Origin of the sequence: Stenotrophomonas sp. FR010 (assembly GCF_047520755.2) — a bacterium.
In the GTDB taxonomy this organism is placed as follows: Bacteria; Pseudomonadota; Gammaproteobacteria; order Xanthomonadales; family Xanthomonadaceae; genus Stenotrophomonas; species Stenotrophomonas sepilia.
Genome location: NZ_JAXBQT020000009.1, coordinates 1 through 13,204 on the forward strand (window position 1 = coordinate 1; position 13,204 = coordinate 13,204).

The 13,204-nt window shown below is 66.6% G+C and carries 11 protein-coding genes and 1 pseudogene; 4 read left to right on the top strand and 8 right to left on the bottom strand.

All coding sequences use genetic code 11. The annotated features are described in order from the left end of the window. Window positions 1–195, top strand: a pseudogene (locus ACM0PK_RS10015) (glutamine--fructose-6-phosphate transaminase (isomerizing)); the annotation flags it as partial. Window positions 196–293: 98 nt separating this feature from the next. Here the strand turns inward: ACM0PK_RS10015 and ACM0PK_RS10020 are convergent. From ACM0PK_RS10020 to ACM0PK_RS10030, 3 genes are all read right to left on the bottom strand, one after another. Next, the gene (locus ACM0PK_RS10020) at window positions 294–1,697 is read right to left on the bottom strand and encodes a mannose-1-phosphate guanylyltransferase/mannose-6-phosphate isomerase (RefSeq protein ID WP_414607617.1); all 1,404 of its coding nucleotides are present in this window, start codon (window positions 1,695–1,697) and stop codon (window positions 294–296) included. Window positions 1,698–1,708: 11 nt separating this feature from the next. Further along, window positions 1,709–3,055 carry a phosphohexomutase domain-containing protein gene (locus ACM0PK_RS10025; protein ID WP_414607618.1) on the bottom strand — a complete coding sequence of 449 codons (1,347 nt, stop codon included), beginning with the start codon at window positions 3,053–3,055 and terminating at the stop codon, window positions 1,709–1,711. A 98-nt stretch (window positions 3,056–3,153) separates the two neighbouring features. Continuing rightward, window positions 3,154–6,465: a DEAD/DEAH box helicase gene (locus tag ACM0PK_RS10030; protein WP_414607619.1), complete on the bottom strand. Its 3,312-nt coding sequence runs from the start codon at window positions 6,463–6,465 to the stop codon at window positions 3,154–3,156. A gap of 160 nt (window positions 6,466–6,625) precedes the next feature. Here ACM0PK_RS10030 and ACM0PK_RS10035 point away from each other — a divergent pair, with 160 nt between their 5' ends. From ACM0PK_RS10035 to ACM0PK_RS10045, 3 genes are read left to right on the top strand one after another with little or no spacing between them, the layout of a single operon-like run. After that, on the top strand, window positions 6,626–7,357 hold the full coding sequence (locus tag ACM0PK_RS10035) for a CoA transferase subunit A (protein ID WP_069139451.1): 732 nt from the start codon (window positions 6,626–6,628) through the stop codon (window positions 7,355–7,357). Between the two features lies 1 nt (window position 7,358). Further along, window positions 7,359–7,991, top strand: coding sequence for a CoA transferase subunit B (locus ACM0PK_RS10040; RefSeq protein WP_134971157.1), 633 nt, complete (start codon window positions 7,359–7,361; stop codon window positions 7,989–7,991). A gap of 46 nt (window positions 7,992–8,037) precedes the next feature. Further along, window positions 8,038–8,625, top strand: coding sequence for an alpha-ketoglutarate-dependent dioxygenase AlkB family protein (locus tag ACM0PK_RS10045; protein ID WP_069139453.1), 588 nt, complete (start codon window positions 8,038–8,040; stop codon window positions 8,623–8,625). 6 nt (window positions 8,626–8,631) lie between these two features. Here the strand turns inward: ACM0PK_RS10045 and ACM0PK_RS10050 are convergent, their stop codons facing one another. The 5 genes from ACM0PK_RS10050 to ACM0PK_RS10070 form a co-directional block, all read right to left on the bottom strand. Beyond that, window positions 8,632–9,594, bottom strand: a complete 963-nt coding sequence (locus ACM0PK_RS10050) for a glycosyltransferase family 2 protein (protein WP_111200801.1) — start codon at window positions 9,592–9,594, stop codon at window positions 8,632–8,634. Between the two features lie 81 nt (window positions 9,595–9,675). Beyond that, window positions 9,676–10,317 carry an ABC-type transport auxiliary lipoprotein family protein gene (locus tag ACM0PK_RS10055; protein WP_125892546.1) on the bottom strand — a complete coding sequence of 214 codons (642 nt, stop codon included), beginning with the start codon at window positions 10,315–10,317 and terminating at the stop codon, window positions 9,676–9,678. Next, window positions 10,314–11,240 carry an MlaD family protein gene (locus ACM0PK_RS10060; RefSeq protein ID WP_049416832.1) on the bottom strand — a complete coding sequence of 309 codons (927 nt, stop codon included), beginning with the start codon at window positions 11,238–11,240 and terminating at the stop codon, window positions 10,314–10,316. The genes ACM0PK_RS10055 and ACM0PK_RS10060 overlap by 4 nt, the downstream gene beginning before the upstream one ends. A gap of 3 nt (window positions 11,241–11,243) precedes the next feature. Next, entirely contained in the window at window positions 11,244–12,071 is an 828-nt protein-coding gene (locus ACM0PK_RS10065; RefSeq protein ID WP_072167780.1) for an ABC transporter ATP-binding protein, read from the bottom strand. Window position 12,072: 1 nt separating this feature from the next. Continuing rightward, window positions 12,073–13,194, bottom strand: coding sequence for an MlaE family ABC transporter permease (locus ACM0PK_RS10070; RefSeq protein WP_065179137.1), 1,122 nt, complete (start codon window positions 13,192–13,194; stop codon window positions 12,073–12,075). Window positions 13,195–13,204: the final 10 nt, after the last annotated feature.

A 13,204-nucleotide genomic window follows, 5' to 3' on the forward strand; every position in this document is an offset into this window, starting at 1 on the left:
GTGTTCGCCGACCAGGACAGCAACTTCAACGCGTCCGAAGGCGTACATGTGATCCGCACGCCGCGCCATGCGGGCGTGCTCAGCCCGATCGTGCATACCATTCCGGTGCAGCTGCTGGCGTACCACACCGCGCTGGCACGTGGCACCGACGTGGACAAGCCGCGCAACCTGGCCAAGAGCGTGACGGTGGAGTGAGATGAGGCGGAATCCAGAGCCGCAGTGGCACTGGATTCGGCTTAAATCCGGTAGATGCGGATGCCGGGCCGCTGGCCGCGCAACAGGGACCAGGGACCTCAGCTGCGCCCGTAGGTGTCCTCGAAGCGCACGATGTCATCCTCGCCGAGGTAGCTGCCCGACTGCACTTCGATCAGTTCCAGCGGCAGCTTGCCCGGGTTGCGCAGGCGGTGGGTCACGCCCAACGGAATGTAGGTGCTCTGGTTCTCGCTGAGCAGGATCACTTCATCGCCACGGGTCACCTCGGCGGTGCCGCTGACCACGATCCAGTGCTCGGCGCGATGGTGGTGCATCTGCAGGCTCAGCGTGCCACCGGGCTTGACCGTGATGCGCTTGACCTGGAAGCGCTCGCCGTTGTCGATCGAATCGTAGGCGCCCCATGGGCGATAGACCTTGCGATGCCAGGTGGCCTCGCTGCGGCCTTCGGCCTTGAGCTGTGCCACCACGGTCTTGACCTCCTGCATGCGGTCGGCCTTGCCCACCAGCACCGCATCGTCGGTCTCGACCACGATCATGTCATCGAGGCCGACCATGGCCACCAGGCGCTGGCCGTAGGCATAGGTATTGCGGCAGTCGATGGCGATCACGTCGCCCTGGTGCGCGTTGCCATCGCCGTCCTGCTGCGAGACGTCGCGCAGCGCAGTCCACGAACCGACATCGTTCCAGCCCGCATCCAGTGGAATCACCACCGCGTCGGCGGTCTTCTCCATCACCGCGTAGTCGATCGAATCGGACGGAACGGCAGTGAAGGCGTCCTTGTCCAGGCGGGTGAAGTCGGCAGCGCGGCGCGCCTGCTGCCAGGCCTGGCGGCTGCCAGCCAGCATCGCGGGCTGGAAGCGTTCCAGCTCCTGCAGGTAGCGCGAGGCCTTGAACAGGAACATGCCACTGTTCCAATAATACTGGCCGCTGCTGACGTAGCCGGTCGCGGTTTCCAGGTCGGGCTTCTCGACGAAGCGCTCGACCGCGCGCAGGCCCTGGCCATCGGCGGCCTTGATGTAGCCGTAGCCGGTTTCCGGTCCGGTCGGCACGATGCCGAAGGTGACCAGCTTGCCGGCCTCGGCAGCACCGGCCGCCGCCTGCACGGCGCTGCGAAATGCGGTCTCGTTGGTGATCACATGATCGGAGGGCAGCACCAGCAGCAGGGCGTCGGCGCCGTCGCGGGTGGCTTCCAGCGCGGCAACGGCGATGGCCGGGGCGGTGTTGCGGCCGACCGGTTCAAGGATGATCGCGGCCGGCTCGGCGCCAACCTGCTGCAGCTGCTCGGCGGCGACGAAACGGTGCTCTTCGTTGGCGATCACCAGCGGCCCGCGCGCGGCGATCGGCGCCACGCGCTTCCAGGTGGCCTGCAGCATCGTCAGTTCACCCGCCAGCGGCAGGAACTGCTTCGGGTACGCCTCGCGCGACAGCGGCCACAGGCGGGTACCGGATCCACCGGACAGGATGACGGGCTGGATGCTGCTCATGCGTTCCTCGATTACTGCTGGATCAGGCGGGAGATGTCGTCGGTGCGCGCCTGCATCAGCGCTGCATCGCCGCGTGCTTCAACATTCAGGCGCAGCAGCGGCTCGGTGTTGGAGCTGCGCAGGTTGAAGCGCCAGTCGCCGAAGTCGGCACTGATGCCATCGGTGTGGTTCAGGGTGGGCGACTGCGCCGCGAAGTGCTCCATCACGCGCGCGACAGCGGCCTTTGCATCGGTGACCTTGAAGTTGATCTCGCCGCTGCAGGGGTAGGCCGCCATGCGGTCTTCGACCCAATCGGCCAGCGAGCGCCCGCTTTCGGAAACCAGCTGGGCGATCAGCAACCACGGGATCATGCCGGAGTCTGCATAGGCGAACTCGCGGAAGTAGTGGTGGGCGCTCATCTCGCCGCCGTACACCGCGTCTTCGGCGCGCATCTTTTCCTTGATGAAGGCATGGCCGCTCTTGCACTGCACCGGTACACCGCCGGCCTGCTCGACCATGTCCACGGTGTTCCAGACCAGGCGCGGGTCATGCACGACCTTGCCGCCCGGGTTGCGCGCCAGGATCGCCTTGGCCAGCAGGCCCACCAGGTAGTAGCCTTCGATGAAGCGGCCGGTGTGATCGAAGAAGAAGCAGCGGTCGAAGTCACCATCCCAGGCAATGCCGAAATCGGCGCCGTGTTCGCGCACCGCGTCGGCAGTGGCGGCGCGGTTCTCCGGCAGCAGCGGGTTGGGAATGCCGTTGGGGAAGCTGCCGTCCGGTTCGTGGCAGATGCGGATGAACTCGAACGGCAGGTGCGGTGCCAGCAGGTCGACGATGGCACCGGCGCCGCCGTTGCCGGCGTTGACCACCAGCTTCAGTGGCCGCAGCTTGCCAGCATCGACATAGCTCAGCAGATGCTGGATATACGCGCTCTTGTCGTGCCGGGCGCTCTGACCGGCGCGCGGGGGCTGGGCCTCGGACGTGTCGGCGGCGACCGCATCGGAAATTGCGAACAGGCCGGTATCGGAGCTGATCGGGCGCGCGTTCTCCTTGACCAGCTTCATGCCGTTGTAGTCCATCGGGTTGTGGCTGGCGGTGACCATCACGCCGCCGGCCGCGCCCAGATGGTCGGTCTGGAAATAGACTTCTTCCGTGCCGCACAGGCCGATGTCGATCACCTCGCGCCCGGTACCGCGCAGGCCTGCGGCCAATGCGTCCTGCAGCGCGGGGCTGGTAAGGCGCACGTCGTGGCCGAGGACCACTGGACCGGGAGCGAGCTGCGCGGCCAAGGCGACGCCGATGCGGCGGGCCAGGTCTTCGTTCAGTTCTTCCGGCACACGGCCGCGGATGTCATAGGCCTTGAAGGCGGGCAGGGGCATCGATCGGGATCCTTGGGGAGCTCAGCCCACGATTGTAGTCCCAGTCCTGTATGGGAATCGTTTCCATGGCGCAACGCCACGTGACTGGCGTCCAAGGGTCAGGTTCGCGTCGACCGCTTGCCCGCTTTACGCAAACGCTTGCCGGGCAGGCCCGGCAACGGCGCCAGCAGCGCCTGCACATCTTCTTCGTTGAAGCGTGGCCCCGTAGCGCCGCCGCCTTCGAGAATGGAGTCGGCCAGCGTGGCCTTGCGCTCCTGCAGCTCGGCAATCCGTTCTTCGATGCTGCCTGCGGCGATCAGCCGGTAAACGAACACCGGCTGCTGCTGGCCGATGCGATGGGCGCGATCGCTGGCCTGGTTTTCGGCCGCCGGGTTCCACCACGGATCGAAGTGGATGACGGTATCGGCGGCGGTCAGGTTCAACCCGACGCCACCTGCCTTCAGGCTGATCAGAAACACCGGCACCTCGCCTTGCATGAAGCGCTGCACCGGCGTGGCTCTGTCCTGGGTGTCGCCGGTCAGGGTCACATAGGCCAGGCCCAGATCATCCAACGTCTGCGCGATCAGCGTGAGCATGCCGGTGAACTGCGAGAACAGCAGGATGCGCCGGCCTTCCTCGACCATCGACGGCAACATGTCGCGCAGCAGCTCCAGCTTGGCCGAACCGGCATTGCGGGCCGGAGCGTCGCCCGGCAGCAGGCGCGGATCGCAGCAGACCTGGCGCAGCTTCAGCAACGCATCCAGCACCACGATGTGGCTGCGCGCCAGCCCGCTGCCGATGATGGCTTCGCGCACCTGCTTTTCCATCGCTGCGCGCACGGTTTCATAGAGATCACGCTGGCCGCCCTCCATTTCCACCGCGCGGGTAATGACGGTCTTGGGCGGAAGCTCTGACGCCACCTGGTCCTTGCGCCGGCGAAGGATGAACGGACGCAGCCGTTGCGCCAGCAAGGTGGCGCGGCGGTGGTCGCTGCCACGTTCGATCGGATGGCGCCAATGCTGGTTGAACTGTTTCTCGCTGCCGAGCAGGCCGGGCAGCAGGAAGTCGAACTGCGTCCACAGTTCGCCCAGGTGGTTTTCCAGCGGCGTGCCGGTCAGGCACAGCCGGTGGCGCGCCTGCAGCGTGCGCAGGGTGATGGCCGCGCGTGACTTCGGATTCTTCACCTGCTGGGCTTCATCCAGAATCAGCAGATGGTAGGCATGTGCCTGCAGCGCCTGCTCGTCGCGCCACAGCAGAGGGTAGGTGGTGAGTACAAGGTCGTGCCCGGGAACCGCCTCGAACAGCGTTTCACGTGCCGATCCATGCAGGGTCAGCACGCGCAGGGCCGGGGTGAAGCGTGCCGCTTCGCTCTGCCAGTTGTGCAGCAGCGAAGTGGGCACCACCAGCAGCGCTGGACGGTCCAGGCGGCCGGCTTCCTTCTCGACCAGCACATGCGCCAGCGTCTGTACGGTCTTGCCCAGCCCCATGTCATCGGCCAGCACGCCCCCCAGGCCCTGCTGGCGCAGGTACTGCAGCCACGACAGGCCTTCGCGCTGATAGGGACGCAGCGTTGCCACCAGCCCTGCCGGCGGCGGCACTTCACCCAATGCGGGTGCCTGCATCAGCCGCTGCACCATCGCCTGGGTGTCCTTGCGCCCCCGGAACTGCAGGTGCGCCGTGTCCTGCAGCGCCTGCAGGCGGCCACGGTCAAGCGCAGACAGGCGCAGCGGCGCGCCGCGCTGGGCGAACAGGTCCGCCAACAGGGCCATGATCGGCTTCAGTCGTGCGGCCCGCAGTGCCAGACACGTGTTGTCGCCCGTCGTCAACAGGATGTTCTCATCGTCGCCGATGGCGTCCAGCTGGCCACGCATCCAGCGGGGATCGGATTGCAGCACCTGCTGCAGCAGCGGAACCATCGACACGTTGCGGCCTTCCACCTGAATATCCAGGCCCAGGTTGAACCAGCCCGCATCCGCCGGGTCCGCCTGGATGTCGAGGTCGATCACATCCACCCGGGTGATGCGATGGCGGAAATCGTCGTCCGTCTCCACTTTCCAGCCCAAGGCCTCCAGGCGCGGCACGTCGTCCAGCAGAAACCGTGTCCAGTCATGGGTGCGCAACTGGAACTGAGGTCCTGCGCCCTCCAATGGCGCCCGCGGAGCCGTGTCGCGATGCAGTCCCACCGTGCGCAGCTCGGCCTCACGCCGTGATTCCTCAGCCAGGTCGCGGGGCAGCAGGGCAAGCTGGCCCTCCGGATCGTGTGCGAACAGGCTCGGATCGTCCAGGAACCGGATGTGCTCGTCGTATTCGAAGGCCACGGTCGCGATATCGGCCCATTGCGAAGCGTCGCCACGGCCAAGCCATGCCGGCCGGAACTCGATCGTATGCAGGCGCAGCACAGGAATCATCGAAGTGATCTGCAGGGTGGGCAGCGTGTCGCTTGCACCGGGGCGCGGCAGCGCAGGGTCGATCTGCTGCAGCATCTGTGCGACCACCGACGCTTCATTGGGTAACAAACTGGGCAGGCTCAGGAACGCGTCGGCGTCTTCGGGCCTGACATCCAGCTGAAGTGGACCGACCTCGCCGGTGACCGGGTCCAGATAGCACGCACTCCGGCCCAGGACCACGCCTCTGGCGCCGCCCTCCACGCTCAACGTGGGTTCCAGCAGCGTCGCGCCCTGCGCCATGTCAACGGCCCAGCCCAGTTCGCCGCGGCGTGGAGCGCCCGACCGGGCCAGCACGTCCTGCGTACCACATGAGACCCAGCCATGGCCGCTGGAGACGATCAGCTGCAGGGTGGCCGCGAAGTCGATCCATTCGTCTTTCGTCGCGGGCTGCCGCTGGGTGCGTAGCTGGATCATCACCGCCAGATCAGTCGGGGTGAGGTATGCGGGAGGCTCCAGCAGCAGGTCTGCGGTGATATCCATCCACTTGCCCGGGCTGATCGCACCATCGGCACCGTACTTGACGCGCCGGACCAGCACGGCGGGGCGATGGTTGTAGGTGGACAGTTCGAAGATGACACCGTTCCGGCGTGGCTGGGCCGGCCGGATCCGGGTGCTCTGCCAACGCGAGAGCTTCGCCAGCAGTTCAGCACGCGGCGCTTGCGCCAGGTCCTGTTCGGTCAGGGGGCTCTCATCCATGGCCAGCGGTTCCAGCATGTGGGAGACCAGCACCGCCGCCACATGCTTGCAGGCGCGGCCGACGGGGCAGGAGCAGGCACTCTGCAGGCGGCTGCGCGCGGTGCGCATACTGGCGGCCAGATCGATCTCCACGTGGTAGGGATACCTGGCCGAACCCTGCACCTCGGCCGTCAGCAGGCCCTCGCGAAGTTGCCGGTTGCGCACGCCCCCCAGGCACTGCTCGCTTTTCTGCAGTGTCCATTCGTCGATCCAGCGGAACAGGTCTTCATCGGTGAAGGTCAGCGTCATCGTAGATGGAGGGGCGCAGGCGCTGAAGCACCCTTCTGGGGGGAATCGCCCATTCTACCCAATGCCCGCCCAGTGCTCCGTCAATGCTGCGGCGCATCCAGGCCCTTCGCCGCCCTCCAGCTAGAATGCCGTCATCCTCAACGTGCAGGGTAGTACAGCAATGCAGCAATCGACTTCCGGCGGAAAGCGCGGCAAGCGCTACGCCAGTGCGGCGGAGGCCCTGCAGGGGGTGGTCGCCGATGGCCAGACCCTGGCCGTGGGTGGCTTTGGCTTGTGTGGCATTCCCGAGGCGCTGATCGCTGCGCTGCGCGACAGCGGCGCCAAAGGCCTGACCGTGATCTCCAACAATGCTGGCGTTGATGGCTTCGGCCTGGGCCAGCTGCTGGAAACGCGGCAGATCAAGAAGATGATCTCGTCCTACGTGGGCGAGAACAAGGAGTTCGAACGCCAGTTCCTGGCCGGCGAGCTCGAATTGGAATTCAATCCGCAGGGCACCTTGGCTGAACGCCTGCGTGCCGGCGGTGCAGGCATTCCGGCGTTCTTCACCGCCACCGGCTACGGCACGGTGGTGGCCGAGGGCAAGGAAACCCGCGCGTTCGATGGCAAGCACTACGTGATGGAGACCGCGTTGCGCGCCGACGTGGCACTGGTCAAGGCCTGGAAGGCCGACGAGGCCGGCAACCTGGTGTTCCGCAAGACCGCGCGCAACTTCAACCCGGCCTGTGCGATGGCCGGCAAGGTCTGCATCGTGGAGGTTGAAGAGGTCGTGCCGGTCGGCGCCATCGACCCGGATCAGGTGCACCTGCCGGGCATCTATGTGCACCGCATCGTGCACAACCCGCATCCTGAGAAGCGAATCGAACAGCGCACCATCCGCGCGGAGGGCAACTGACATGGCGTGGACCCGCGATGAAATGGCGGCCCGTGCCGCCCAGGAACTGACCGATGGCGCCTACGTGAACCTGGGCATCGGCCTGCCGACCCTGGTCGCCAACCACATTCCCGAAGGCGTGGATGTATGGCTGCAGTCGGAAAACGGCCTGCTCGGCATCGGCCCGTTCCCGACCGACGCTGAAGTCGACGCTGACCTGATCAATGCCGGCAAGCAGACCGTCACCGCACGTGCGGGCGCCAGCTACTTCGGCAGCCACGACAGCTTCGCGATGATCCGCGGTGGACACGTCAATCTGGCCATCCTCGGTGCCATGCAGGTGACCGACAAGGGCGACCTGGCCAACTGGATGGTGCCCGGCAAGATGGTCAAGGGCATGGGCGGTGCGATGGACCTGGTCGCTGGCGTGCAGCGCGTGGTGGTGCTGATGGAGCACACCGCCAAGAACGGTGAGCACAAGATCCTGGCCGAATGCACGCTGCCGCTGACCGGCGTGGGCGTGGTCGACCGCATCATTACCGATCTGGCCGTGTTCGACGTGACTGACAAGGGCCTGCTGCTGGTGGAGGCCGCGCCGGGTGTCAGTGATGACGAGCTGAAGGAAAAGACCGGCGTCGCGTTCCTGCGCGACTGAAGGTGCAAGGGCGGCCTAGGGCCGCCCTGTTTCTCAAAGGGGTGCCATGCTGTTTCCCCATGACCTGCCCGACGCCGACGTCCAGCACCTGCCGGGCTGGCTGGCCGCTGCCGACTCCGACCGGCTCATGGGGGCGCTGCTGGCCGACGTGCGGTGGGAGGTCCACCGCATCCGTATGTTCGGCAACTGGGTGGATTCGCCGCGGCTGAGCTGCTGGATCGGCGACCCGCAGGCGCGCTACCGCTACTCCGGTGCCGAGTTCGTGCCGCATCCGTGGCCGCCTGTGTTGCAGGTCGTGCGCGAGCGCCTGCAGGCCGAAGGCTACAGCCGCTTCAACAGCGTGCTGCTGAACCGCTATCGCGGCGGCGGCGACTACATGGGCTGGCACAGCGATGACGAGCCGGAGCTGGGGCCGGCCCCGGTGATCGCGTCGCTGAGCCTGGGTGCCGCGCGCCGTTTCCTGCTGCGCCGACGCGACGATCCGGCGCGCAAGGCTGAATTCGTGCTTGGCCACGGTGACCTGCTGCTGATGGCCGGACAGACCCAGCGCTTCTACCAGCACGCGCTGCCGAAGATGGCGCGGGTGCAGGGAGAGCGGATCAACCTTACGTTCCGGTGGATCCAGCCCGGCTGAAAGAAACTACGCGCGTACCAGATCGATGCAGGCTGACAGCAGGCCGCGACCGAAATTGCTGTAGTTTCCGGAGAGTAATTGCCCCATCACGACCGGTAAACGCCGCATGCGGGAGGTGGGCAGCGTCGCTCGTACCGAAACGTGCTGCTGCTTGCGTTCCACCCACGCCAGCAATGGCTGGGGCAGGCTCAGTTCGCGTCCGCGCGCCAGCAACAAGCCCGATTGCACGCACTCGGTCTCCAGTTGCCGCTTGCGTCGTACCGCGCGTGGCGCCGTGTCATTGCCGCCCAGGCCCAACTGGTTGTTGCTGTGCAGGCGATAGCCGATGAGTGCCTCGGGAAGGCTGTCGATGCCCCCACGCATGGCTGCCAGCGTGCCGATCCAGGCATCGTGCACCCAGTCCTTGTCCGGTAGTGGCAGAGCATCGGCCAGCACCGAATGACGGAACGCCATCGCCGCGCCCGTCATCAGGTTTCGCTTGAGCATCAGACGGAAGCCGCCGCCGGCATGCATGCGCGCCAGATCCCCGGGCAGGTAACGCAGCGCATCGAACAATGTCTGCTGCAGCGGCTGCCCGGCCTCATCGATCAACTGAGCATTGCAGTGCAGGGCAAGCAAGCCAGGCCGTGCACCGAACTCGGTGCAGAAGCGCGCTATCTTGTTGGCATGCCATACATCATCCTGGTCGCACAGGAAGATGATCTCGCCAGTGCAGGCACGCAGCGCACCATCGAAGTTCCGTCGATAGCCGACGTTCTGTGGGTTCACTTGCAGGTCCACGGTAATGCCCGCAGCTTCGGCACGTGGCACGAAGGCCTGCAACAACGCCAAGGTACCATCAGTTGATAGATCGTCCCGGATCACGATCTGGTTGGGGCGGCGTGTCTGTGCCAGCAGACTGTCGAGCTGCTCCTGCAAGAAGCGCTCACCGTTGTACGTGCAGACGGCGATGGAGACGGATGCGGGCATCAGTGTGGCAAGAGACCGTGATTCGTCATTATCGCACGTACCCACCCGGGGCCTCGCCGGGCGTGCCTGGCGACGCTCCCGTCAGCGCGCAACAGTTGGCTGATCGGCCTGCCCGCTCACCAGCGTCCAGCCCACCACATCCTGTGCCAGCTGCTGCAGGCCGCGCTCGAAGGCCGCGGTCACCGCCGGCACGTCGGTGCTGCCGACCGGCTGCGCCTGGCGGAAGGTGCGGTCGGCCACCACGCGCTGGTCGGCGACATGGATCAGCTTGGCGTTGACCTCGATCACCACGGTCGGCGTGGCTTGTCCCTGGTAATCCGATTCGAAGCGGCGCACGTCGGTGGACAGCTTGTAGTCGGCGCGGATGCCGGCAGTGCTGCGGGCCACGCCGCGGATGCGGCCGGAATCCTCGAAGCCACGCAGCAGGGTGTCCTCGATCATGTCGGTGGCCGGCTGCGCCCAGCTGGCGCCCTTGTAGATCTCCAGCTGCGACGGTGTAGGCCGCACGTTGATGCGCGGGCTGTCGACCATGCGCGCGGCGCTGGGCTTGGCCAGTACCAGCTGCCAGCTGGCTTGCGGCCAGGCTGGGTCCGCCTTGACCTGCACGGACGGCGAGTACAGCGTCACCGCGGTTTTCTCGCTGCTGCCGAGGATGGAGCAGCCGCCCAGCAGGGTGACCATCGAAGCGGCCAGCAGCAGGCGCGGAAGGGTGGTCGGGCTCATTTGGGTTCGAACTCCTTCGGTGCGTCGCGGCCCAGCAGGTAGCGCGCGGGGTTGTTCTCGAGGCGGTCGCTGACCCGGCGCAGGTCGCGGATCAGGCCACGCAGTTCGGTCAGCGTCGGGCCCAGCTGGCCGAGGCCATCGTTGGCGAAGCTGTTGATCGCGGCGCGGTTCTCGCCAAGGATCGAATCGGCATTGCCGGCGGCCGAGTCGAGCTTGGCCAGGGTCGCGTCGAGCTTGTCGATGATGCCGGGCAGCTGCTGCACCAGGTTCTTGTCCAGGCGCTCGATGGTGCCGTTGGTGGTCTTCAGCGTGGTGTCCAGGCTACGGGCGGCATCGCGCGCGCTGAGCAGCAGCGCCTGCGTGCCCTGGTCGCGGTCGGCCAGGCCGCCGCTGATCGTCTCCAGGTTGGCCAGCGTGGCGTTGATCGAGGCCACGTTGCGGTCGCTGAGGATCTGGTCCATGCGCTCGACGATGCGGTTGGCCACATCGGTGATGTTCTGCAGCGCCGAGGGCGTGGTCGGGATGATCGGTGCCGGATCCTTGTTGACCGTGGTCAGCGCCGGCGACTGCGGCGTGCCGCCGCTGAGCTGGATGATCGACGGGCCGGTCAGGCTGGTGATCGCCAGCTTGGCGCGGGTATCGGTCTTGACCGGCGTGTTGGAGTTCAGGCGGATGCGCGCGACCACCTGGCGCGGGTCGTCGGGCACCAGGTTCAGTTCGGTGATCGAGCCCACCGCGATGCCGTTGTACTGCACCGGGCTGCCCACCGACAGGCCGGTCACCGCTTCGCGGAAGACCACGCGGTACTCCTGCCAGGTGCGGTCGGAGGAGTATTTGGCCGCCCACAGTCCGAAGGCCAGCAGGGCCAGGCCGGTGATCAGGGTGAACGCGCCGATCAGCACGTAGTTGGCTTTGGTTTCCATGGCTCAGGCACTCTCGATCTGTTCGCCCCGCGCGGCGCGCGCGCGGGGTCCGTGGAAGTATTCCTGGATCCACGGATGATCCAGTTTCTCGATGTCCGGCAGCGGCGCATTGGCCACCACCCTGCGGTCGGCCAGCACGGCGACGCGATCGCAGATGGCGTACAGCGTGTCCAGGTCGTGGGTGATCAGGAACACGGTCAGCCCCAGCGCTTCCTGCAGGGTCTTGATCAGGCGGTCGAAGGCGGCCGCGCCGATCGGGTCGAGGCCGGCGGTGGGTTCGTCCAGGAACAGCAGCGGCGGATCCAGCGCCAGCGCCCGGGCCAGGCCTGCGCGCTTGCGCATGCCGCCGGAGAGCTGCGAGGGCAGCTTGTTGATCGCGTCGGCGGGCAGGCCGGCCAGTTTCACTTTCAGCAGCGCCAGTTCGTAGTGCCAGCGCTCGGGCAGTTCGCGGTGGTGTTCCTTCAACGGCACCTGCACGTTCTCGCCCACGGTCAGCGACGAGAACAGGGCACCGTCCTGGAACAGCACGCCGGTATTGCGTTCGATGTGCAGGCGGCTCTCGGCGTCGTCGGCACGCGCATCGCGGCCGAGGACTTCGATCTGCCCAGCATCCGGCACACGCAGGCCGAGGATCGAGCGCATCAGCACCGACTTGCCGGTGCCGGAGCCGCCGACCACGCCCAGGATCTCGCCGCGGCGTACGTCCAGATCCAGGTCTTCGTGCACGGTCTGGCTGCCGAACCGGTTGACCAGGCCACGCACGCGGATGGCCAGTTCGTGGCCCTGGTCGTCGTGCATGTCGATGGATTCGGGGAGGGCGGATGTGCTCATGTCACCAGTCCATGTGCATGAACCACAACGCCGCGAAGGCGTCGATGATGATCACCAGCGAGATCGTCTGCACCACGCTGGAGGTGGTGCGTTCGCCCACCGACTGGGCGGTGCCTTCCACCTTCAGCCCTTCCAGGCAGCCGATCAGGCCGATCACCAGGGCGAATACCGGCGCCTTCGACAGGCCTACCAGCAGGTGCCGCACTTCCATCGTCTCGTGCATGCGCGCGATGTACATCTGCGGCGGGATGTCGAGGTCGAACGCACCGACGGTGATGCCGCCGGCCAGGCCGGCGATCATCGCGATGAAGGTCAGCAAGGGCAGGGTGACCAGCAGGGCGAGCAAGCGTGGCAGCACCAGCAGGTCGACCGGGTCCAGGCCCAGCGTACGCATCGCATCGATCTCCTCGCGTGCCTTCATCGCACCGATCTGCGCGGTGAACGCGCTGGCGGTACGGCCGGCCAGCACGATCGCGGTCAGCAGCACGGCGAACTCGCGCAGGAAGGCGATGTTGACCAGCTCGACCACGTAGATCTCGGCGCCGAAGTCGCGCAGGATGGTCGAGCCGAGGAACGCGATCACCGCACCCACCAGGTAGGACAACAGCGCCACCAGCGGCACCGCATCCAGCCCGACCTGCTCCATCTGATGCACGGTGGCGGTCAGCCGGAAGCGGCGGGGTTCCTTGACCAGCCGCGCCGCCTTGACCAGGTTCTCGCCGAGGAAACTGCACAGGGCCTTGATGTTGTGGCCGGTGGCGTGGACGCTGACGCCCAGCCGCTCCAGCGCGGCCAGCACGCCGAAATCGCGCTTGGCCTTGGGCCGGTCATCGGCCACTTCCTCGATGGTGCACACCAGCGCCTGGTGGTCCGGGCGGAACTGCAGCGCGTCTTCGTGGAGATCGGCGCGATGGGCCACGCGCAGCACCTGCAGCACGCCGGCCGAATCGAGCTGCTCGATGCCGGTGGCATCGATGCCGGTCAGCGCGTCGGGAACGCCGCGCAGGACTTCGGCCGCGGCCAGCGCGGTCTTCAAGGTCCAGGTGCCGGACAGGCGGATCAGGCCCGGGTCGTGGGCATCCTGTTCGAGCTGGGGAGCGAGGTTCGGGGTGACGTGGGCCATTCGGGTCGCA

What these genes read in the sequence shown, in the direction of transcription:
- ACM0PK_RS10035 (WP_069139451.1), top strand. Translation starts at nt 6,626, where the DNA reads ATGCAGCAATCGACTTCCGGCGGAAAGCGCGGCAAGCGCTACGCCAGT.
- ACM0PK_RS10060 (WP_049416832.1), bottom strand. Translation starts at nt 11,240, where the DNA reads ATGGAAACCAAAGCCAACTACGTGCTGATCGGCGCGTTCACCCTGATC.
- ACM0PK_RS10070 (WP_065179137.1), bottom strand. Translation starts at nt 13,194, where the DNA reads ATGGCCCACGTCACCCCGAACCTCGCTCCCCAGCTCGAACAGGATGCC.
- ACM0PK_RS10055 (WP_125892546.1), bottom strand. Translation starts at nt 10,317, where the DNA reads ATGAGCCCGACCACCCTTCCGCGCCTGCTGCTGGCCGCTTCGATGGTC.
- ACM0PK_RS10030 (WP_414607619.1), bottom strand. Translation starts at nt 6,465, where the DNA reads ATGACGCTGACCTTCACCGATGAAGACCTGTTCCGCTGGATCGACGAA.
- ACM0PK_RS10065 (WP_072167780.1), bottom strand. Translation starts at nt 12,071, where the DNA reads ATGAGCACATCCGCCCTCCCCGAATCCATCGACATGCACGACGACCAG.
- ACM0PK_RS10020 (WP_414607617.1), bottom strand. Translation starts at nt 1,697, where the DNA reads ATGAGCAGCATCCAGCCCGTCATCCTGTCCGGTGGATCCGGTACCCGC.
- ACM0PK_RS10040 (WP_134971157.1), top strand. Translation starts at nt 7,359, where the DNA reads ATGGCGTGGACCCGCGATGAAATGGCGGCCCGTGCCGCCCAGGAACTG.
- ACM0PK_RS10025 (WP_414607618.1), bottom strand. Translation starts at nt 3,055, where the DNA reads ATGCCCCTGCCCGCCTTCAAGGCCTATGACATCCGCGGCCGTGTGCCG.
- ACM0PK_RS10045 (WP_069139453.1), top strand. Translation starts at nt 8,038, where the DNA reads ATGCTGTTTCCCCATGACCTGCCCGACGCCGACGTCCAGCACCTGCCG.
- ACM0PK_RS10050 (WP_111200801.1), bottom strand. Translation starts at nt 9,594, where the DNA reads ATGCCCGCATCCGTCTCCATCGCCGTCTGCACGTACAACGGTGAGCGC.